The sequence below is a fragment of the Defluviitoga tunisiensis genome (assembly GCF_000953715.1).
Lineage (GTDB): Bacteria > Thermotogota > Thermotogae > Petrotogales > Petrotogaceae > Defluviitoga > Defluviitoga tunisiensis.
In genome coordinates this window covers 1060054-1082286 of record NZ_LN824141.1, presented here as the reverse complement: position 1 = coordinate 1082286, position 22233 = coordinate 1060054, and the positions used below count along the sequence as shown (strand labels likewise).

General features: G+C 30.6%; 17 protein-coding genes and 3 pseudogenes. 6 read left to right on the top strand and 14 right to left on the bottom strand.

What is annotated here, in order from left to right:
- The 7 genes from DTL3_RS05050 to DTL3_RS05020 all read right to left on the bottom strand — a co-directional run bounded on the left by DTL3_RS05050 (position 1) and on the right by DTL3_RS05020 (position 7699).
- Positions 1-1455 (bottom strand): oligosaccharide flippase family protein, encoded by a 1455-nt coding sequence (locus tag DTL3_RS05050; protein WP_052670386.1) that lies wholly within the window; start codon positions 1453-1455, stop codon positions 1-3.
- A 76-nt stretch (positions 1456-1531) separates the two neighbouring features.
- Complete coding sequence (rfbB, locus tag DTL3_RS05045; protein WP_045087797.1) at positions 1532-2581, bottom strand: dTDP-glucose 4,6-dehydratase; 1050 nt, start codon at positions 2579-2581, stop codon at positions 1532-1534.
- The gene (locus tag DTL3_RS05040) at positions 2578-3498 is read right to left on the bottom strand and encodes an NAD-dependent epimerase/dehydratase family protein (RefSeq protein WP_084217176.1); all 921 of its coding nucleotides are present in this window, start codon (positions 3496-3498) and stop codon (positions 2578-2580) included. Before DTL3_RS05040 ends, rfbB begins: the two co-directional genes overlap by 4 nt.
- Positions 3491-4606: an ATP-grasp domain-containing protein gene (locus tag DTL3_RS05035; protein WP_045087795.1), complete on the bottom strand. Its 1116-nt coding sequence runs from the start codon at positions 4604-4606 to the stop codon at positions 3491-3493. Before DTL3_RS05035 ends, DTL3_RS05040 begins: the two co-directional genes overlap by 8 nt.
- Before the next feature lie 23 nt (positions 4607-4629).
- A complete protein-coding gene (gene rffA / locus DTL3_RS05030) occupies positions 4630-5760 on the bottom strand; it encodes a dTDP-4-amino-4,6-dideoxygalactose transaminase (protein WP_045087794.1) in 1131 nt (376 codons plus the stop codon).
- A complete protein-coding gene (gene rfbA, locus DTL3_RS05025) occupies positions 5757-6635 on the bottom strand; it encodes a glucose-1-phosphate thymidylyltransferase RfbA (RefSeq protein WP_045087793.1) in 879 nt (292 codons plus the stop codon). Before rfbA ends, rffA begins: the two co-directional genes overlap by 4 nt.
- Before the next feature lie 11 nt (positions 6636-6646).
- Positions 6647-7699: a TDP-N-acetylfucosamine:lipid II N-acetylfucosaminyltransferase family protein gene (locus DTL3_RS05020; protein WP_045087792.1), complete on the bottom strand. Its 1053-nt coding sequence runs from the start codon at positions 7697-7699 to the stop codon at positions 6647-6649.
- Between the two features lie 389 nt (positions 7700-8088).
- On the opposite strand from DTL3_RS05020, the gene DTL3_RS05015 reads away from it, so the two are divergent.
- From DTL3_RS05015 to DTL3_RS05000, 4 genes are all read left to right on the top strand, one after another.
- The gene (locus DTL3_RS05015; protein WP_045087791.1) at positions 8089-8460 is read left to right on the top strand and encodes a helix-turn-helix domain-containing protein; all 372 of its coding nucleotides are present in this window, start codon (positions 8089-8091) and stop codon (positions 8458-8460) included.
- On the top strand, positions 8411-9136 hold the full coding sequence (locus DTL3_RS05010; protein WP_045087790.1) for an AAA family ATPase: 726 nt from the start codon (positions 8411-8413) through the stop codon (positions 9134-9136). Before DTL3_RS05015 ends, DTL3_RS05010 begins: the two co-directional genes overlap by 50 nt.
- A 751-nt stretch (positions 9137-9887) precedes the next feature.
- The gene (locus tag DTL3_RS09455) at positions 9888-12260 is read left to right on the top strand and encodes a methyltransferase domain-containing protein (protein WP_084217174.1); all 2373 of its coding nucleotides are present in this window, start codon (positions 9888-9890) and stop codon (positions 12258-12260) included.
- Between the two features lie 56 nt (positions 12261-12316).
- On the top strand, positions 12317-12943 hold the full coding sequence (locus tag DTL3_RS05000) for a class I SAM-dependent methyltransferase (RefSeq protein ID WP_045087789.1): 627 nt from the start codon (positions 12317-12319) through the stop codon (positions 12941-12943).
- Between the two features lie 819 nt (positions 12944-13762).
- On the opposite strand, the gene DTL3_RS09940 is transcribed toward DTL3_RS05000, so the two are convergent.
- A complete protein-coding gene (locus DTL3_RS09940; RefSeq protein ID WP_045088627.1) occupies positions 13763-13963 on the bottom strand; it encodes a type II toxin-antitoxin system HicB family antitoxin in 201 nt (66 codons plus the stop codon).
- A gap of 361 nt (positions 13964-14324) precedes the next feature.
- On the opposite strand from DTL3_RS09940, the gene DTL3_RS04990 reads away from it, so the two are divergent.
- Positions 14325-14525: a type II toxin-antitoxin system HicB family antitoxin gene (locus DTL3_RS04990; RefSeq protein WP_045087788.1), complete on the top strand. Its 201-nt coding sequence runs from the start codon at positions 14325-14327 to the stop codon at positions 14523-14525.
- 380 nt (positions 14526-14905) lie between these two features.
- Here DTL3_RS04990 and DTL3_RS09935 read toward each other — a convergent pair.
- From DTL3_RS09935 to DTL3_RS04975, 4 genes and pseudogenes are all read right to left on the bottom strand, one after another.
- Positions 14906-15199, bottom strand: a pseudogene (locus DTL3_RS09935) (flagellin); the annotation flags it as partial.
- Between the two features lie 1473 nt (positions 15200-16672).
- A pseudogene (locus DTL3_RS09930) lies at positions 16673-17176 on the bottom strand (flagellin N-terminal helical domain-containing protein); the annotation flags it as partial.
- Between the two features lie 1197 nt (positions 17177-18373).
- Positions 18374-19366, bottom strand: coding sequence for a hypothetical protein (locus DTL3_RS04980; protein ID WP_052670384.1), 993 nt, complete (start codon positions 19364-19366; stop codon positions 18374-18376).
- An 11-nt stretch (positions 19367-19377) separates the two neighbouring features.
- Positions 19378-20538, bottom strand: coding sequence for a KAP family P-loop NTPase fold protein (locus tag DTL3_RS04975; RefSeq protein ID WP_052670383.1), 1161 nt, complete (start codon positions 20536-20538; stop codon positions 19378-19380).
- A 157-nt stretch (positions 20539-20695) separates the two neighbouring features.
- Between DTL3_RS04975 and DTL3_RS09925 the strand changes: the two are divergent.
- Positions 20696-20782: pseudogene (locus DTL3_RS09925) on the top strand (IS21-like element helper ATPase IstB); the annotation flags it as partial.
- Positions 20783-20834: 52 nt separating this feature from the next.
- Here the strand turns inward: DTL3_RS09925 and DTL3_RS04970 are convergent.
- Positions 20835-21056: a hypothetical protein gene (locus DTL3_RS04970; RefSeq protein WP_045087787.1), complete on the bottom strand. Its 222-nt coding sequence runs from the start codon at positions 21054-21056 to the stop codon at positions 20835-20837.
- Between the two features lie 539 nt (positions 21057-21595).
- The gene (locus DTL3_RS09440) at positions 21596-21961 is read right to left on the bottom strand and encodes a type II TA system antitoxin MqsA family protein (protein WP_045088624.1); all 366 of its coding nucleotides are present in this window, start codon (positions 21959-21961) and stop codon (positions 21596-21598) included.
- Between the last annotated feature and the right edge of the window lie 272 nt (positions 21962-22233).

Genomic DNA, 22233 nt, shown 5'->3' with positions numbered 1-22233 from the left:
TTATGCTCTATTGGCAACTTTATTCTTTACCCTCTTTAATTCATCAATAACCAAGTCAAGGGCGTATTTTACTTCAGTATTATAGACCAACAATACAATAACAAGCCCAATTACAGCAGAAAGAACCTGCCAAACAAGATTTCCGACAAATGTGTTTATAAACGCTACTATAACAAAAACAACCGTAGCTGTAAAGAATTTACCTAGATGATAATTAACTGGATACAAATTCTTTGATATAAACGTCTTCATGCAATAATAAAGGATATAAGACAAGCCTGTTGTAAACGCTGCACCTTTTGCGCCATATTGTGGAACTAGCAAGGTGTTTCCAATAACATTAGCAACCGCAGGTACCGCAGATATTATCATATGCCAATATGTCTTCTTTTTAAAGCCAATTCCAACTCCTGTAACTTGCGATGTAGTGTTCATAATAGGTATTAAAAGAAGAAAAGAACTAATTCCAGCTGCTTGCCTATACGACTTTGCTAGAAGTAAAAATATTACATCTTTAAAAACAATAATTAGCATCCCAACAACAAACATAGCAGCGGAAATAAACAAAGAAACCTTTTCAAAAAGTCCTGTACTTTCAGGATCATTTTCATAGCTCTCGTAAGAAACCGGAGTCCAAAAATTAGAAAATCCTACTTGAATCAAACTCATAACAGAAACAACCTTAAAGGCCGCTGAATACAATCCAATTTCAGTAAAATCACAATAATTTCGCAAGGCTAATTTATCAAAAGATTGAAAAATCCAGGTTATTAAGAATGTTGGAACAAATGGGAGTCCATACTTAATAATTTCTTTGACTGAACCAGTATTAATTTTAAACTTACCAAACCACAAATCTCTTTCAAAAAATATTGCTAACAATGCTGAAAGCACATGAGAAAAAAACAATCCAACAATAACTGCATAAAAAGTTTTTGAAACAAGCAAGGCATACAAAATTGTAAAAGCAGCGTTTGATGCTCCGTTTACAACTCTTAAAGCAGAAAAGGCTATACCTCTTTGTTTCATTCTAACAACTAATGTAGCAAATCGTTCTATGATCGCAATTAAAATGGTAAGCCCTAGCAAGAAGATAGGCAAAAAATGAGAATAATCTTCAAAAAGAACAAAAGACAATTCCTTCCAAAACAATCCAATTATAATAAACACAATAAATCCTACAGACAGGCTTGGCATCAAAGATTCCCAAAGCAGGTTTCGCCTTTCCTCTTCTGGTTTCTCATAGAACATTCTTACAAAGCTTTGATCCGTGCCAAGAAGAGAAATGTTCAAAAGCAAATTAAAGGCTAATGTAAACATAGAGGCCTTACCAAACTCTTCAGGTATGATAAGCCAGGTTGTTATTGGTGTTGTAATAAAAGAAATTAGGGCTGCAATCCATTGCCCTATTGAAAACTGAAAAAATGATTTAATAAATTCTCGTTCCTTTGACATCATATCCTCCATTTTATGCATATATATTGTAAACTTTAATTCATCTACTTTCTTAAATTAGCTATATATAAATAATCTACTCAAAAACATAGTTTTTCTCATAAAACTCCATATACTCTCCTGTTATAACTTTTTTCATCCATTCTTGGTTGTCTAAGTACCAGTCTATAGTTTTTTTGATACCGTCTTCAAACCTTGTTTCTGGTTCCCATCCTAATTCGTCCTTTATCTTTGTTGGATCTATAGCGTATCGTCTGTCATGCCCTAGTCTGTCTTTCACATGTTTTATTAATCCTTCGTTTATTTCTTTGTCTTTTGTTTTTTCTTGAAGGTACGTTATTATCAGTTTTACTATCTCTATATTTTCTTTTTCGTTGTGTCCCCCTATGTTGTATACCTCTCCACTTTTTCCTTTTTCAAATACTAAGTCTATTGCCTTACAATGGTCTTCTACATACAACCAGTCTCTTACATGTTTCCCATCTCCATAGACGGGTAACTCTTTATGATTCAATGCATTGTGTATCATTAGAGGAATGAGTTTTTCTGGAAACTGATACGGCCCATAGTTGTTTGAGCATCTTGTTATGTTTGTATTTAGTCCATAGGTGTCATGGTAAGCTTTTACTATTAGATCGCTGCTTGCTTTACTTGCTGAGTATGGACTGTGTGGGTCTAGTGGCGTTTCTTCTGTGAAGTATCCTGTTGGTCCAAGCGCTCCATATACTTCGTCTGTCGATATTTGTAGGAACTTTTGCTTTTTTCTTTCATCGTAATGTTCTTTAAATACATGTAGTAATGTTTGTGTTCCTAAAACGTTTGTTTTTACAAATATACCAGGATCATGAATTGATCTATCCACATGGCTTTCTGCTGCAAAGTTTATTATTCCATCTATTTCATATTTTGAATATATTTCTTCTAGCAATTTTCTATCGTTTATATCGCCTTTTATGAAAACAAACCTTTTCTTTTCTTCTTGAGTTAATTTAGATAGGTTATCTAAATTACCAGCATAGGTTAATTTATCTAAGCCAATAATCTTTCTGTTTTTGTATTTTCTTAGGTAGTAATACACAAAGTTACTTCCAATAAAACCAGCTACACCTGTTACTAAGATTGTCATAAATCATACCCCATTTCATTTTCCAAGATTTTTCTCATATCTAACAAGGCATGATACATATCATAACTAGGAAACCAATTCAAATATTTTTTTGTATGAGTAATATCCATAAGATATTCATCTGTATCTTCTTTCAACTCTTTAGCAAAAACTATATTATTTATATTATCAAACACAAGATTTACAAGTTCTGCAAATGCTCTGTGTGAAATATTATTTTCCATAGCTATATTAAAAATTTTTTCTTCTGACTGATTTAGTAGAGCCTTTTCAACGGCGCTAACTATATCTTTTACATAAACATAATGCCTTTTCCCTTTACCTTCACCATAAACTATCAAAGGTTCCTTGCTCATTGCTCTTTTGATAAACTCTGTAACCATAACCCCTTCTTTCTCTCCTACACCTAAGACTTGTGCCAGTCTTAAAGACTTGATATCCATCCCATAATAGTGATTATAGTACAAAGCTAACTTCTCACAAAAATACTTGGATAATCCATACAAATTTAGTGTATACTCAATTTTGTCACTTGTTTTAAAAGGAATATTATTACAACGTGGATTATATACACTTCTCGATGAAGCAAATACTATGTTACTAATCCCAACATTTCTACAACTCTCAAAGATATTTGAGGTTAATTCAACATTCTTGTTATATATTAAATAGTCACTTTCTTGACCTTTTAGAGGCCTAATTGCAGCAAGATGGACAACTGCTTCACAACCAAGCAATGCATCCATTAACGATTCTTTTGAATAGTCGCTGAGCTTGTAATTTACTTCGCTTTTTGATATACATTTACTAGCATCTCTTGTAATACCTACCAGTTCGTATTTTCCTTTTAACCCTTCTATCAAATAACTCCCAATAAACCCTGTAGCACCTGTTATAGCTATTTTCACATTACTCACTGCTTTCTATGTAATATCCAACCTTTTCAAAATATCCATTTATCTCCTTAACAACCTCATTGTTTTTGTAATACCAAAAAACATTCTTATTATCATACTCGGAAGTATTGAAAACGCTATTAGGAGGCATACATATGAATTTCAAAACCTTTGGCTTAATTTTTCTGACTTCAAAAACATCATCAGTTATCTTCTCGCCCATCAAGTGATCAACTGTAATTTTAAGTAGGTTTACTCCCGTACTTTCATATATTAGTCTCCACATATGGCATCCATCTAGCCTTGGAGTTACCTCTATCAAATAAGGCATATCGTTGTCTATTTTTATTTGAAAATAAACAGGGCCATTTTTGATTCTCAATACATTTATGGTGTTCACAACTAATTTTTCTATTCGATCAATAACTTCTTGCTTTTTATAATATTTACTAGGCATTCTATGTTCCTTTACCAATCCTCCAGGATATTCATCAAAAACGATTCTATCTGAAACAATCTTGAACTTAACCTCTCCATCTACAACATATGCGTTAACCGAAATCTCGTCAGATGGAATATATTTCTCTACAATAACCTTCTTGCTTTGAGAGTACCTGGATGATTTCTCAAAATATTCTATTATTTCTGAAAAGTTATTAACTTTCAATACACCGCGTTGGCCTTGACTATCAACTGGTTTCATAATTGCTGGAAATATATTCCAATGCTTAAAATCTTCAAAACTTGATCCCACAACAAAAGGAATGTTCCCTTCAAAATTTTCCCCCAACGTTTCTCTCAACCTACTCTTATTATGACAGATAATAGCTGTTTCATACGAAACAAAGTTAGGTAAGTTTAACTTTTCATTGACATAGCTAATGGTTGGTAATGCTATATCAGATCCTATAGAATAAACATAATCAATATTCATTTGTTGTACGTAGTTCATAACCGATTCAACATCTTTTATATCTATCAAAACAAATTTATCTACAAACGCAAGACCTCTGCCTTCTTTTCTATTTGAACATCCGTGCACTTCTAATCCTCTACATTTACATTCAACAATGAGATCAAATTGAGCGCTTCCCACTCCTAAAACCAGTATCTTTTTTTTAGTATTCATCTTACTCTCCCTTCTCACTAAAATTAAACAGATAATATATAACTATGTATCTTATCAACAATATAGTTAACCTCTTCTAATTTTAAACTATAATACATCGGTAACCTTAGTAATCTTCTACTGAGATTTTCTGTTACTGGTAAGCTGAAGTTTCCAAATTTTTCCCTTGAATATGGTGATTCATGTAGTGGTATATAATGAAACACACTGAGTATTCCATTAGCTTTTAAGTAATCCATCAAACCATTTCTTTCTTCTTCTGAATTCAGTATTATATAGAACATATGATAGTTTGTCTTAGCAAAATCGTTGATTATAGGTAGTCTCAATTTGTTTTGATCTTGTAAGTCTTTCAGACCATTATAATATGCGTTATATATCTCTTTTCGCTTATTGTTTATATTTTCCATGTTTTCAAATTGATTATACAATACAGCTGCATTTATGTCTGAAGGTAGATAACTAGAGCCAATATCAACCCATGTATATTTGTCAACTTCACCCCTAAAAAACTGGCTTCTATTTGTTCCTTTTTCTCTAATTATTTCTGCTCTTTTTATGTACTTCTCATCGTTAATCGATATTGCGCCACCTTCACCAGATGAGAAATTCTTTGTTTCATGAAAACTATAACAACCAAAATCTCCTATGGTACCTAAATATTTATCTTTGTACTTTGCATCTACTCCTTGAGCTGCGTCTTCAACCACTATCAAATTGTGCTTTTTCGCAATATGCATTATCGTATCCATTTCACACGCAACGCCTGCATAATGAACTGGAGAAATTGCCTTTGTTTTCTCAGTTATCAAGTCTTCTATCTTATTCTCATCAATGTTAAGATTGTCTTCCCTAATATCGCAATACACTATCTTTGCCCCTCTTAATACAAAAGCGTTTGCAGTAGATACAAAGGTATATGAGGGTAAAATAACTTCGTCCCCTTCATTTATATCCGCTAAAAGAGCAGCTAGTTCTAAGGCATGAGTACCTGATGTAGTTAACAATATCTTCTTTGAGTTAAATCTTTCCTCCATAAATCTAGAACACATTTTTGTGTATTTTCCATCCCCTGATACCTTCCCACTATTATATGCATCTTTGATATACTCTAATTCTTTACCAAACAAATTTTGTCTGTTAAAAGGAATCATTTTTTAACATCTTCCTTTACAATATTTTTTAAGTAAGTGCCATACTCAGTTTTTTCATATTCTTTTCCCGTTTTAATCAACTGATCTGTAGTAATCCATTTCTTTCTGTAAGCAATTTCTTCCAAACAAGCTATGCTTAAGCCGGTTCTTTTTTGAATCGTTCTAACAAAGTCTGTTGCGTTGGCAAGTCCATCGTATGTTCCTGTATCTAACCAAGCAAAACCCCTTCCTAATAATTGTACATACAATTTATCTTCTTTAAGGTAATCCTTTATCAAGTCGGTTATTTCCAATTCCCCTCTGTCAGAAGGATTTAGCTTTTTTGCTTTCGCTATAACTGAATTATCAAAAAAGTATAAACCGGGTATCGCATAATTAGACTTCGGATTAAGAGGCTTCTCTTCAATAGATATTGCCTTAAAATCTTCATCGAATTCTATTACCCCAAATTCTTGCGGATTATTCACATAATATGCAAAGATTACTGCCCCATTGTTCTTTTTTGAAGCCTTTTCTAAGATCGGGCTAAACCCTTGTCCATAAAAGATATTATCTCCTAGGATTAAGCAAACATTATCCTTTCCAATAAACTTTTCTCCAATAACAAACGCATCAGCAATTCCTTTTGGATCTTCTTGAACCATATAACTAATTTCTATACCCCACTCAGACCCATTCCCCAATAGATTATTATACAACCCAACAAATTCCGGTTTTGTTATTAACAGTATCTCTCTAATATTTGACAACATTAAAACAGACAAAGGGTAGTAAATCATGGGTTTGTCGTATATGGGAATAAGATGCTTGCTTATTCCTTTTGTTATGGGATACAGCCTTGTTCCGTTTCCACCAGCTAAAACAATACCCTTCATGTCAAGTCCCCCTAAGAATTAAAAATAATTTCCCAAAGCTCTCTGCATCGTTCTTCTGAAAATTCTCTTCCTATAATCTCTCTATTTTTAGCCTTTAAAGATTCTTCCATATATACAAATTCTTCAAAGCTTAATTTATCCATACCATATGTATCATACACAGTTATGCCAATTCTTTCAAAATAATCCCACGTTGTCACATCTTTTCTTATATACACCTTTTTGCCTAAATATAACAGTGTTTTTATATTTCCTAGTGCTTGTTGCCTATTATGATTAAAAACAGCAATGTCAACCGAATTTAAAATTCTAGCATATTCAGCTGGAGGTAAAAAGTCAACTAGAGGCTTAAATTTATCTCCAAACAATTTTTCACCTGTTTCAATAACTTTTTTAGCCCACTCTTTTTCTCCATAAGATAAAGGTGCAATGATTTCAATATCCTCATCTTTGAACTTTAATAATTTATTTAAAACCTCAATATGATTATTTGTAGGATTGGCAGAATTTCCCACTAGGATTGTTATCAAACTTTTTTCTTTGTAATCATCATCAAAATCTAGATCTTCATAGACTATAGGGCTGGGATAAAATGCCTTCATATGTCTTGCCTTTGTAGGATACCACTTTCTTGCTAATTCATATTCCCCTTCGTTATTGGTAATTATTACCCCCATATTTTTTATTATTATCCTTCTCATAAATTCACCTAAATTTGATCTAAAGCTTTTTACCCTAGTCTCATGATAATACAAATCTCCTCCCCAAATAACCCAGTAACATTTTTTTAAGATGCCAAGCCTAATAAACAGAATTGGTACAATTTCTGTAAAAATACCGTGCAATATAATTTTATCAGCTATGAACAACTCTTTATGAAAGAAAAACATGTCTTTGCCCTTTTTCTTAATAAAGAAAACATTATCTTGCTTGTTAACCTTAAAACTATTACCTTCACACACTACCAAAAAATCGTGTTCTTCCTTTGGAAAATATTTGTTCATAAAATCTATAAATCTCACTGTATAGACAGAATTAGGTAACAAATGCACTATCTTTTTCATTTTAATATTGTCTCCAATCCAACCAAAAGATTATTAAAACAACTTCGATATAACTATTATAACCTAATTCAAGCTATTTTAAAAGTCAATTCAATTTCTAAAAGTCCTTCTAAAAATCTAAAAAATAATAAGAAAAAGTGTCTGAAAAATTAAGACACCTGTCTTAAAAAATAAGACAGAACTGTATGAAATTTTAAGACAAAACTGTCTTAAAAAATAGGACATTATATAATACATAATACAAGAATACATATATTATTTTCAAAAATTCTATTTTCTAATTTCATCTCATACAAAATTTATCAAAAGTTTACACAAAAGACCAAAATTTTGCGGATATTACTTATGAGAGGATACAAAATTCTTACAAAAAACCACGAGGTGAAATTATGAATATCTTCGATCTAGTAAACAATTTCTTTGAAGAAGACAAAAAAAGTAAACTTTCTTCTTCTGCTGCAAAGTTATACTTTTTCTTAATTTATCAAGCTAATAAGCTATTTTGGGAAGGCCCACTGACATATTCAATTCGCTATCTATCAAAATCATTAAGTCTAAACAAAAACACAGTTATAAAATCATTAAAAGAATTATACGAAAGAAAACTAATAACCTACTACCCCTCAGAATACTATCAAAGAGCTGTTCCTACCTCTATTTGGTTTCCACAAACAACTTCAAAACCAAAAAACAAGAAAGAGGTGAAAAAACTTGCTAAACACACAACCTCCAAAGAAAATAAATACATCGACTATTTCTAACTACGATTGTTTTTGTATTAAGCCTCAAAACTGCCCAGTACAAGGCATAATGAAAGAATCATACTGTGAGAAATATGCAAATTATCTAAAGGCAATAACCTATTTCAATGATGTAGTACCAAAAATCTATTACGACGTCTCATTTAACAACTTTGCTTCATATACAGAAACACTAAAAATTGCCTTGAAAAAAGCACGTTTCTTCGTTGAAAATAAATTATGGCAAAAAGGAAACGGATTACTAATGTATGGAGGATTTGGAACGGGAAAAACTAGGCTAGGATACACTATCCTAAAAGAAATAGCAATTATGGGAGGCATAATAGGAGTAATAGACGTATTACATGACTTTGAAACATTTGAGCAGGCAGACGAAGCTGTAAAAACAGCATTGAAATCAAATATAATTTTTATCGACGACCTTGGAGCAAAAGAGCACAAATGGATCGAAGATAAAATTAGAATAATAATTGATGAAATAAACAGAAGCCAAAAAAGCCTAATAATATCAACAAATCTAAATCCACAAGAATTAATAAACTCACTAGAACTAAGAACTGCATCAAGACTAACAGAACTCATTTCAAAACAAGGAATTATCTATCTAGGAGAAGAAGACTATAGAATAAAAAAACGAGAAGAAAAAGAAAAAATATGGCAACCATTCCAAAGCTAAATTTTAACAAAGTACTGTTTTCACGACCTACACGCGCATCTCATGATTCAATCGTAACAAAAATATAAATTGATTTTCTGTAGAGACGTGCTATATGCGCGTCTCATGGTTTAATCATAACAAAAATATTAATTTATCTTTTTGTAGAGACGTGCTACACGCGCGTCTCCAAGGTTTTTAAACGGTTTTCTAAATGATTTCGTTTAATAATCCTTCAAACATTGATTTTACGATGTAGAGACGACCTACATGCGCGTCTCCTGGTTTTAATCGTAGTTAGATATTATTTATGATTTCTTGTAGAGACGACCTATATGGGCGTCTCCTGGTTTTAAACACATTCCAAAAATCAATACGTTTAATAATCCTTCAAACATCAATTTTAAGCTGTAGAGACGTGCTACATGCGCGTCTCATGGTTTAATCACAACAAAGCATTTTATGAATTTATCTTTTTGTAGAGACGACCTATATGGGCGTCTCCAAGATTTTTTAGGTTTTTGACCTACACACCCATCATCACGGATTATAATTTTTACTTAAAGCTTCCCAAATTTTAGACGATAAAAAATAGGATAAACAACTGATTTAACAGAATTATTAAAAGACAAGATTAATATAAAATGTTTCAAATCTCATAACGGGTCTAGGGCGGAGCCCTCCCTCTCCCCTGGTACAACGTACCAAAAAAGTTAAAGAAATAAAATAGTACTTTAGAAATGATAATTTTTCAGTATAAAGGAGGAACCCCATGTACGACAAAATCTTCAAATTAATACAAAACGGAGAACTAAACAAAGCTCAAGAACAGTTAGAAAACACCCCAGAAAATGATCCAAAACGATACAACATTAGTGGACTAATATACTATCAGAAAAAAGAATTTGATAAAGCTAAAGAAGAATTCGAAAAAGGATTAAAAATAAACCCAGTTGACTCTGACCTGCTATTCAATTACGGATACCTATTAAAAAATATAAATCAAGAGAAAGAAGCATGGAGATACTTAATGAGAATCCACAACAAAGACTGGGCAACATACGATCTCCTAGGAGACATAGAATACAAAAACAGAAGTAAACTTGCTTCATTAAGATTCTACAAAAAAGCTGCAGAATTACCTAATAGTCCTAATGAAATGAAAAAGAAATTCATAGACATGAGAAACATTGTAAAACAAGACACCAAAATCGCTTTTCTCTGCTTACCTGGATTAGATAACTTCCTAAAAGACATAGTAGAAACCTTCTCACTTGGATACGATGTCAAGTTAGTAGTTACAACAAATGGAAATCAAATATCTGAAGCTATCAAATGGGCAGATATAGTATGGCTTGAATGGGCAAATGAAATGACAGTATTTGCAACAAACCAAGTCCCTGAAATACAAAATAAGAAAGTTGTATGTAGGTTACATGGGTATGAGATTTTTGGGGGTTATCCTCAAAAAATCAATTGGACAAACATAGATCAATTAATTTTTGTCAACGGTCATAAGAAAGAACTTTTTGGGAAAGTATATCCTAACGCAAAAATTGAAAAAGTCGTTATAAATAACGGTATAGACTTAAATAAATTTACTTTCAATGTACATAACAAAAATCATAATTTATTGATAATGGGTAATATTAATTACCGAAAGGGATTTGAAACCCTTTTATTATGTTTTGAACAGTTACTAAAAGAGGATAACAGGTATAAATTATGCATAAAAGGTAAATTTCAAGATTTAAGGTATGAGGATTATATATTGAATGCTATAAAAGAAATGAACATTGAAAGAAACATAACATTTATTGATAAATATATAGAAGATATAGACTTATGGGGAGAACAATTTGGATACATTCTTTCCACATCTATCGAAGAATCTTTCCACTATACAGTTGGAGAATTTATGGCAAAAGGTATTAAACCTGTTATTAATTCTTGGCCGTCTGCTAGAGAAGTTTGGCCAAATGAATGTATATTTACAACCATCGATCAATTTAAAGAAAAGATATTAGAAGATAAATACGACTCTAATTTCTACAGAAGGTTTATAGAAGATAACTATTCGTTGGAAGAGCAGATAGGATCGATAAACAATATTTTCAAAATAACAGAAAGTCATGAAAGGAAAATAGTTAAAAATGAACATGAAAGTGATAATAATTTATCTCTTAATTATATAATTTCTAAATTTATCGAATATACACCTTATACAGATAATTATATTAATTCCTTTGATTTTGAAAATTCAAAAATAACTATAGGAAAAGTTGAGAAAATCACTAAAGATTTTAGCCTGATAGAATTTATAGTGAAAAACAACGACTGCAAACAATTGGCTTTGCAAAATATTTGGTTTGACAAAAGCAGCGGAAAATTAATTTTACCAGATTATATTTTAAAGAGCAAAAACAAAACCAAAATAGAAGCCTTTATATATGATGTTCTTAGTTATAACTTGAAGTTTAATAATAATATTGCCAGTTTTATATTAGACGAGGCGATTTTAAACGATATAAAAGAAAACCAACTAGCCTATACATGGGAAAGAGGAATCCCTGCTACCCCATTTATGCCTGCTCTTGGATACTTAAAAACAATGTTCAGATATAATTTTGCTGCTAATTTTATAGAAAAAGATGATGTGATTTTAGATGCTGCATGTGGGTTTGGTTATGGGTCAGCATATTTTTCTAAATTATGCAAAAAAGTATATGCTCTTGATATAGCCAAAGAAAATATTGAATTTGGGAGAAATACCTATTCTTTTGATAATATTGAATGGATGGAAGGCGATGTTACTAACCTTCCTTTTAAGAATGAAAAATTTGATGTCTATGTTTCATTTGAAACTTTTGAACATTTACCATTAAACATCCTTGATAAATATCTTAGAGAAGCAATTAGAGTTGTGAAAAAAGATGGCTTTTTTATTCTATCTACTCCAAATAAAGAAACTCGAAAAAATATTCATAACCCTTTTCATATAAAAGAATATAATTTCGAAGAATTGAGTTCCATCTTGAGAAAATACTTTAAAGATATTGATTATTATTCACATATTGGATATAACATTGAAAAAGGTTTTGATGATAGAGCAAATAATTTCATAGTTATATGTAGAAAACAATAATTTACATATTACAAAACAACAGTTATTTAATTTATAATAGAGATGGGGCGATAGCAATGGAAAATAAATCAAATTTCTTTTTAAAAATAAATAGTTCTAGAGAATATTGGGAACAAAGATATTCTATGGGTGGAACATCAGGAGCAGGATCATATGATAAACTTGCAGAATTCAAAGCTGAAGTGATAAATTCTTTTATGAAAAACTATCAAATCAATTCAGTGATAGAATTTGGGTGTGGAGATGGTAATCAACTGTCCATGTTTGATTTTCCCTCGTATATTGGATTAGATGTATCTAGAACAGCAATAAAATTATGCATAGAACGTTTCAAGTATGATAAATCAAAAAGTTTTTTCCTTTATGATTCCATTTGTTATAAAGATAATCATGCCATATTTAAAGCCGATTTGGCCATATCTCTTGATGTTTTATATCATCTTGTAGAAGACAATATTTTTGAATTATATATGAATCACTTGTTTGAATCTGCTGAAAGATATGTAATCATTTACGCAAGTAATTTCAATTCTAAACAAACCAATCACATTAAACACAGGCAATTTTCAATATGGATAGATAACAATTTATCTAATTGGAAATTAATTGACATAATAAAAAACAAGTACCCAAATGAGTCCCTTGCAGATTTTTTTATATATCAAAATATAGAAAATGATTAGAAAAACTTAATTAAAAACTTTTTTACATTTTTGCTTGTTTTGCTATCTTTTATATTTTTTCTACTAACAACTAATTAGACAGATATGTTTTAGTTTAAATAGAGATAATTTAGAAATTTTTTCTTTTCTATATTACTTCAATAAATAAAACCAACTCTGATATTCTTAGCAATCATTCTTCCAAAAAGTAAACTCAAATCCAGTTTCTTGAGGGTTTTAAACCTCAAACAACCTTGCAAGAAATTAATACTTCCAAAAATGGTATACGTAGTTATACACTCGCCAAAAACCTCATAATTATAACTAAAAAATAAATAAAAATCCTTTAAAACAGCGATTATCACTCAAACATAAACGCTTTACTTTTCTATTTTTACCCTGTTTTTTCATCAAAATCCTCAAAAAATCTTATCCAAGATGACGTATGTATACCATTTTTCAAAAGAATAAAACATAACAAATTGTTCAAACACCATTTTAATCGACTGTAGAGACGTGCTATATGCGCATCTCCAAGGTTCAATCGTAGCAAAAATTATGAATTTATTTTTCGTAGAGACGTGCTACATGCGCGTCTCACGATTTCAAAATCAATATCTTTAAGAAAGACGCTCGTATAGAGCGTCTCTACAACTATAAATTAATGTGAATTATAATAAACTTTTCCAACCCTTTTCGTTAATAATTTCACCGCAACTACTTTTTAGATTCCCTGAAATCAACAGTTGCTAAATTATTCGATTACAGATATTTCAAAAATTCGTCGATCTAACACTTTTATAATTTGCTCTGGTTTTAGGATTGGATACTTTGAACCCATTATAATGGTACTTCCATTATTGTAATCAAAGTAACAGGATTTTTTTCTTCAGGCATTGTATCCTCATAATACAGCTCTAGCGCTTCTTTTAAGCTTTCTAACGATTCTTCTATCGATTTTCCTTGAGAAACCACATTATTTTCTATACATTTAGCTACATACCAATTATCTTCTTTTTGTACAACAACAGTAACCTTTATGCTTGTTGTATCTTTTTCTTTAGGAAGTTTTATTTGTGATGCTATTTTTGCATCCAATCTTGTTTTTTTAACTCTAGGAGATGGCTTTTTATTTTTACCTTTTTGAGATTCTTTATCTTTGCTTTGTTTAGATATTTCACTCACCACCTTTAATATAACTAACCTTAGGAAATAAAATAAATACACATTTCAAGATAGTTTATATACATAATATCTATTAAAATTATATCACATTGCTCGATAGTTTCTCCCTCTTTCCTCTTTTTATAGAAGTATAGTTATTTCTTATAATTTCAATAATATCTGTTGCTTGAGTGGTATAGTATAATCAATAGAGAAAGAAACATTTTGAGGTGATAATATGCAAAAATTGACTTATAGAATACTTTTACGAAAAGAACCAGAAGGTGGATACACAGTATTAGTTCCTGCATTACCTGGATGCATAACCTATGGAAAAATAATAGAAGAAGCAATAAAAATGGCTAAAGAAGCTATTGAACTATATTTAGAAAGTATGATTGAAAATGGAGAGGAGATACCAACCGAAGAAGGAGCATAAATTTAATTCAATCATAAAAATCCTTCAAACATTGGTTTTATACACATTTAAAAATCAATACGTTTAATAATATTTCAAGCACCAATTTAATCAAATGTAGAGACGTGCTATACGGGCGTCTCCTGGTTTTAAAATCAATATCTTTAAGAAAGACGCTCGTATAGAGCGTCTCTACAACTATAAATCAATGTGAATTATAATAAATTTACAAAATACTTCAAAAAACTAATTTGTAAATATAAATATGCTTCTGAATTTAACAGTTACAAGAATGAATAATTATAAACCCAACATGAATAGAAGAAAGATTATTTTCATGCTTAAAAGGTATATTCAAACAAAAAAGGCGCTATTAGCGCCCCTTTTTTTAATAAATGTCACTATTGAAGTAGTTTTAAAACATTTTGAGGAATTGTATTAGATTGTGCCAACATAGCATTTGAAGTTTGCATTAATATCTGTTGCTTTGTAAATTCCATAATTTCTTTTGCCATGTCCGCATCTCTAATTCGCGATTCAGCAGCGGATAAATTCTCAGAAGAAACCTGTAAGTTCCTTATAGTATGTTCCAACCTATTTTGCATCGCCCCAAGGTTTGATCTTTCATTAGAAACATAATTTATTGCGTTATCAATCTTAGATATAGCTTCATCAGCTGCTTCTTGAGTTGATACGTCTATACCTTTTGTTATTCGTCTATCATTTTCAAATGCCATGTTTGTAGCAAATATTAATTTTCCTTCTGGATCATAGTATCCTACCTCAAAACCCGCTTCTTCAAAAGATTTCCAATTATTAAGATCATCTACATCAAAGGGTGAGTCGGTCTTCCATAATAGCGTATCTTCATAATAATATCCCGCTTCAGTCGAGAACACTTCTTCTCGCCAACTTCCTATTTCTAAATCAAGTGCAGTTTCTCCTGGAGAAAGTGGATTTGTTGATTTTAGTAGAAATATCCCATCATCACTATAATAACCAATATTTTCTTTGTCCAGATCATCCAATGTTGCCGTAATCATTTTCGTGCCGTCAACAACAAGACCATACAATTCTTTTTCTGAATCTGGAATTGGCTCATTTGAGGGAAAAATAAGATTACCTTCACTATCGAAGTAACCAGTTTGAGAAGCAAATTCCCCATTAGGCAAAAGTGCTGCTAGACCATACCAAGCTGCTGCAGGTTTTCCATTGGAGTCCTCAAGAAAGAAAATTTCTCCTAATTCTTGGAGATCAGAAGATGCATATATCAAATTTTCATCTTCATTATAAAATCCACTCGTCCCAGCTTGATTTTCATACCAACTACCTAAAATTTTACCTTCGTCTTCATCTTCTAAAACATAAACATTATCCACATTATGGGGAGCATTGGTTGAATACACCTTCACTGGGTCATCACCAACTGAATAATAAAATCCATTATTATCATCATAAAAAGCATATTTTGCTAGATTTTCATCTTCGTGTACAAGAGCATATATATTTCCATATTCAAAGTGAGTTTCTCTCGCATAGATCAAATTTTCACCATCATAATATCCAGAGATCGTAACAGGACCTAGATCATCCCCTTCTATCCATACGGCAAATTTATCATTAACTGACCAGGTTGTTGATAAATAATAAGTATCACCATCATAAACAGAATAAAAATCTTGTTTTTCGTACTCATTAACTTGGTAAGTGTCGGTAGTATAATTTACTGGTATGTATTTAACACTATTTATGGTTATTTCATCTAGTTCAGCTAAATCTTCCTCTGAAAGAGGAAATATTACATTCCCATTAATATCTACATACCCTTTATCATACCAAGTCCCAACTACATCACCATTAGCACCTTTTAGTACATAGTTACTCCCTACTGTTGCAGCTGTTAAAGGACCGTTTATACTTGTAATTAGATTACCTTCACTGTCAAAATATCCTTCTTGAGTTACTTGCTGTGCATCCTTCCAAACAGCAACTTCTTCACCGTTATAAAATAATGAATCCCCATTAACAGTATATTGCCCGTTTGCCCCCAAAATTAAATTGCCTTCTTCGTCGAAATATCCTCCTTCATACCAAATTGCTTTTACATTACCGTTTTTATCTCTCAGAACAGAATGCCCGTTAACAGTTGCAGCAGTGTAGTCTGTCCCAATCTGCAAGGCGCTTGCTCTCATATTCCCAATATTCAGTTCTACATTCTGCCCTTCATTTGCTCCGATATGAAACTTTGCCGAAAAACTTCCTTTTAGTAAATCAATAGCATTAAACTGTGTTGTTTCTGCAATTCTTGTAATTTCTGCAGCCAACTGATCTATTTCTTTTTGAATAGCATCTCTATCCACATCTACATTCGTATCGTTTGCAGATTGTACTGCAAGCTCTCTCATTCTTTGAAGTATCGAATGTGTCTCTGTTAAAGCTCCTTCTGCAGTTTGAATTAAAGAAATAGAATCTTGTGCGTTTTTTACAGCCATGTTCAATCCACTAATTTGCGCACGCATTTTTTCTGACATAGACAAACCAGCTGCGTCGTCTCCCGCTCTATTGATACGCAAACCAGTAGAAAGTCTTTCAAGCGTTTTTCCCATAGAAGAGCTCACGTTATCTAGTGAACGCCAGGCTTTTAATGCATTTATGTTTTGATTAATCCTCATACTTTTGCCTCCTTCAAGCTATGTTATTAACTTTTAAATGTATTTATTATTCCACATATAAATAATATTTTTCATTGTAAAATGTCCCAAAAACTTCTTTCAATATATTATTCTTTTTTTGACTATATTATTCCTAAAATCTTGTATTAAAGGTTGTAAATTTTATATGTGCTTAATATGGAATTTCATCACAGATGAAGACAAAGTAAGATAAGAGGTTGAACCTTCTATTTAAGTATTATGAAGCATTAAATTACCTTGTAAGAAATATAACTCTTCTTGTATAAAACGAAAGGCAAAAGAAGCTATTGACATGTATTGATATCTATTTCTTCTATCTCTTTTTTTATGCTCACATTCACATCTTCTATTTTACAAGGGTTTTAAACCTCAAACAACCTTACAAAAAAGCAATTCTTTCAAAAAAAGTATACGTAGTTATACACTCACCAAAAACCTCATATTTTTGACTAAAAAATAAATAAATATCCTTTAAAATAACGATTATCGCTCAAACATAACAGTTTTACTCTTATGTTTTTTACCACGTTTTTTCATCAAAATCCTCAAAAAACCTTACCTAAGACGACGTATGTATACCATATATCAAAAGAATAAAACATAACAAATTGTTCAAACAATCATTTAATCGACTGTAGAGACTTACTACATGCGCGTCTCCAAGGTTTAATCGTAGCAAAAATTATAAATTTATCTTTTTGTAGAGACGCCCTACACGGGCGTCTCCAAGGTTTTCAAAATCAACATCTTTAAAATTAGACGCTCGTATAGAGCGTCTCTACAACTATCAATCAATGTGAATTATAATAAATTTACGAAATTACAAAAATGACACAAAAAACTAATTTTAAATATATACCTAACAACAAAATGTCAAAACCTTGAATATACAACTGTAGAGACGTGCTACATGCACGTCTCATGGTTTTAAAATCAATATCTTTAAAAATAGACGCTCGTATAGAGCGTCTCTACAACTATAAATCAACGTAGTTTATAATAAATTTACGAAATCAAAAAATACTAAAAAAAGCAATTTTGATTATATACAAAAGATTTGGAACCAAGAAATCCCTGTTAAAGTACAATCCTAAAGAAATAGTAATCGTAAGAAATAATAGAAGTTATAGCCCATAAAAAGCTTATCTTACAAACACTTATGTTTGCTTTAAGAATCTAAAAATTTTCTTTTATTTTCCCGTCATAAGTATCTAAAAGCAATTCTATAGCCTTTCTCTGTTGCTCATCTAACTTTTCAATATCTGAAGAATATATTTCTCTTATTCTTGGTTCAATTTCTTCTAAATCTACAAATTCTTTAATAATCTCTAGATTCATCTTCAAGCGCGTATCTGTTCCCTCTCGGTAGTAAAATATATTATGATTTAAAAAGCGAGAAACGAAGTTAATTAACCCAATATCGTCTTTGATCATATTTCTTACAAAGCTATCTACTTTTTCAATATCTCCCCATACTTTCCAATAATAAAGAATATAGTCCATCTGTAAATGCTCTGCTAAGCCGCCATTATCAGCCCAAGTTTCTATTTTTCTACAAACAAGATTTTTCAATTCTTCAAGTTGTTCTGAATTTACAGTTAAGTTACCATCAGTTATGGAAGATTCTTTTGAAGCATGTTTGTCACACTCCCCCTCTAACTCTCCAACTTCGAAAACAATTATATATAAACTTCTTTTTGCATGCTCAATTGCTCGTTTAATAATGTTAAACCTTATTTCTTGGTCTTTAAAACGATGAAGAAGTTTATGAACAATACGAAAAATTGAAGAGTCGGTTCCAGAGAAAAGCCCACCTTTCTTTATAATCAAATCGCCCACATCCATTAAGGAAGAAATAATAGGTTCTATGTTTTCCTCAGGAATATCTTTAACAGTATAATCCTCTAATCTATCAAGGAAGAATATAATTCTCCCTTCTTCTTTCAATTTTAAAAGTCTATTAGAAAATAATTCCGAATTATTTCCCAATTCTAGTATTTCATAAATCTCTTTTTGAGAAAAACTTCCTTTTGGAAGAGCAAGCTTAAAATATACATCAACCATCTCAGGACTACATATTCTGCATTCTCTTCTCCAAGTATCTAATGAAGTATTAGTATAATTTGATGTGTCATAATAAAAATATTCAAGTTTTGGAAATAAAATCATTAAAAAATCCCTTAAAACTTCTTCTGAAAATCTATCCCCTTTTTTATAATTTCATCACATATCTTTTTATCAAAATCTTTTATAGAACGATAGTAATGACTATAATAATTATCAATTTGTCTATAATATTGATTATGAACTCCAATGAAAACTTCCTTATTATCCCTTATCCCATAGTATACTTCTGGCATAAAAACCTGGATTGCAGTAATAGCTAGGTAATCTACAAAATTTACTTCATCTTTCACCAACCCAAAACTGAACTTTAGTGAGTTAATATACCGAGTTACATCTCTAATATTTCTAAAAAAATATTTAAATCCACCATGGAACACATGGTTCCAGTGCTTTTCATCGAACCTATTCTCAGGAAAATCCTTAAGCAATTCATTAAGCTCTTTCAGTAATAAATGATTCACATCTTGCTCAGAAATAGCTGGAATTTCAAAAGGAATCTGCACAACTTTTTCTAGATATACAGTTCCAGAACCTTCCTGTACTTTTTCTAAAGCTTTTATAACCACTTCCTTATCAAAAGAAAGAAGATATATCGTATTTGGAAAATCTCCCAGTGACTTGACTAATTGAAAAATTTGCCTAATTTCTGTATTGTTCAATCTATCAATATCGTCAATAATAATAAGAATTTTTTGTTTCTGTTTAGATAATAACTCATTTAACTCTTCTTTTAAAGAATCTAAATCATGTGATTTAATATCACCCAAGCTCTTTAGTGCATCTCCACTATTTTCCAATAGTTCAGCGATAGTATTTATAACAGGTATAATTTTTAATAGAGAGAAAAGTTTAGAATACGTTTCTAATTTTTCCCCTGTTTTTTTGATATTTTCAGAATAATCTTGTCTTCCTAGAGTTATTGACATCTGTGTAAAAAATAGTGAAATCAATTGATTTTGATCAGAAAAATTCCATGGATTGAATCTAAAAATGATAGGTTTCTCATTATTCTTTTCTTTTGAAACATTCTCAATATGTTCCAACATCATGTTGATTATAGAGGTTTTACCTGAACCCCATTCACCAAAAAGTCCGACCACAATACTTTCTTTTTCTGTATAACTAAGAACAGCATCACCTAAAGATTTGGCAAATGAGCTTCTGCCTAAAATATCGTCTTTTGAAGACTGAATTGGTTGATCAGGTTTAAACATAATACGCCTCCTCGTATAATAGTAAATTGAGAAACACATTATTTCTTGGTTCTAAAATAGTTTTTTTCTTTTACATATTCTCATTCTTTGTCTTATTTTATCATTTCATATGTTTTTCTCCAATCTCCATAACGAGTGATTACGCGGTGTAAGTAAGACACATTTAGCAGTTTCAATAGCAATAGAAGCTGCAAGACATAGATATTCAAAGTATTTTGTCAATTTCTACGACTTAATGCCTTAACTAAAAAAGCATTAAATTTAGTTCAGGAAATATCCTCTTTTTTATTTAAATCTTACAAATTATGACAATCCTTGCAACAATAGAAACACCCATCTATTTTCCAATCTGGATGGTCAAGTTTTGCTTTATTTATAGCTCCTCTACAATTAAAAAAATTCCCTATTAACTCAAAATGTTCTACCTGTTCAAGCCATTTACAATCTTCTTTATGAATTTCATAATGAAGACCTTTTCCTTCACTTTTTGGAGTCAAATTTAAGTAATAAAGAGCCATATTACAATTCTCCTTTTTAGAGGATATTTCCTGTTAACTTTTGGCACGCAATATAAAAGTTATAAATTTCTTAACAAGCCATCTTTTATAAGAATTATTTGCAATAACATTAGGTATACTTTCAAACTTGAATCTTAATATAAAAGAAAAAATAAATGCATTTTCAACTATCATAATCATATAAACAATTATCTATTAATTTCTTCAGCAATATCTCTTTCACACATTCCAGCTATAAACATATCAAAAATTTTATTAATATATTATCATCAAAATACAATAATAAAAATTCTACGATTGTATCTAAAATAAAAAATAACCATTTACCTTTCTTTAGATTTTTTAACTCAAAACTAAAAAATAAAACATCACCAAAAAAAGTATTGATAACCTATCTAAATAAAATGTTTACCACTATATAAAATCACCTCATCTTAAATATATTGCATTTCCAGCAAATTTAACAAACTTCCAATTATGTAAGCTAATTCCAACTTCAACCACAAACTATAGTAAACTATACAGTCTAAACATAATTTTTAAGTTGAAAACTCATTTTTTATCAAATTACTTATAGATTCGGACGGAAGAGAACCACTTTCATATCTTTCAATTGTTGCTTCTCCTATTCCTAGAATTATCGCAAATAACGTTTGACTTACATCATACTTTTCTCTCATACTTTTTATATCTTCAGGAAGAACCAAATTATGTTTCTTTGCATACTTTCTATAAAGTTGTTTCAAATTCTCATTTTCTAAATAAGGTTCAAATAGTTCGCTATTACATGTTTTACACTTAGCTACATACGAATTTATTTCTATTAAGTCACCTCTAAGATTGTAAACTTCTTTTTTTTCTATAATTTCGTAATCAACGAGTGAATCACAGAGGAAATGATAAATAAAATTGAGAGTGATTATAATTACTTTAAGGTCGTCTTATAATAAGGTCAATAAATACTTTAGAAATTCGAAAAAAGTAAGAGATGAAGTACCAGTGTATTCAAAAATGCAAATAATTAATGAAATATATAACAATTGACAGCTCAATTGTATTATTTTTGTCTTTTATTTTCAAAACCGATAACAACTAATTAGACAGACATATTTTACTTTAAATTGAGATAATTAAGAAATTGTTCGATTTCTATATTACTTCAATAATTAAAACCAAC

Bases quoted from the DNA above. Each gene is read 5' to 3' on its own strand.
- DTL3_RS05050 (WP_052670386.1), bottom strand. From the start codon at position 1,455: ATGTCAAAGGAACGAGAATTTATTAAATCATTTTTTCAGTTTTCAATA.
- rfbB (WP_045087797.1), bottom strand. From the start codon at position 2,581: ATGACAATCTTAGTAACAGGTGTAGCTGGTTTTATTGGAAGTAACTTT.
- DTL3_RS05035 (WP_045087795.1), bottom strand. From the start codon at position 4,606: ATGAATACTAAAAAAAAGATACTGGTTTTAGGAGTGGGAAGCGCTCAA.
- rffA (WP_045087794.1), bottom strand. From the start codon at position 5,760: ATGATTCCTTTTAACAGACAAAATTTGTTTGGTAAAGAATTAGAGTAT.
- rfbA (WP_045087793.1), bottom strand. From the start codon at position 6,635: ATGAAGGGTATTGTTTTAGCTGGTGGAAACGGAACAAGGCTGTATCCC.
- DTL3_RS05020 (WP_045087792.1), bottom strand. From the start codon at position 7,699: ATGAAAAAGATAGTGCATTTGTTACCTAATTCTGTCTATACAGTGAGA.
- DTL3_RS05015 (WP_045087791.1), top strand. From the start codon at position 8,089: ATGAATATCTTCGATCTAGTAAACAATTTCTTTGAAGAAGACAAAAAA.
- DTL3_RS09455 (WP_084217174.1), top strand. From the start codon at position 9,888: ATGTACGACAAAATCTTCAAATTAATACAAAACGGAGAACTAAACAAA.
- DTL3_RS05000 (WP_045087789.1), top strand. From the start codon at position 12,317: ATGGAAAATAAATCAAATTTCTTTTTAAAAATAAATAGTTCTAGAGAA.
- DTL3_RS04990 (WP_045087788.1), top strand. From the start codon at position 14,325: ATGCAAAAATTGACTTATAGAATACTTTTACGAAAAGAACCAGAAGGT.
- DTL3_RS04980 (WP_052670384.1), bottom strand. From the start codon at position 19,366: ATGATTTTATTTCCAAAACTTGAATATTTTTATTATGACACATCAAAT.
- DTL3_RS04975 (WP_052670383.1), bottom strand. From the start codon at position 20,538: ATGTTTAAACCTGATCAACCAATTCAGTCTTCAAAAGACGATATTTTA.
- DTL3_RS04970 (WP_045087787.1), bottom strand. From the start codon at position 21,056: ATGGCTCTTTATTACTTAAATTTGACTCCAAAAAGTGAAGGAAAAGGT.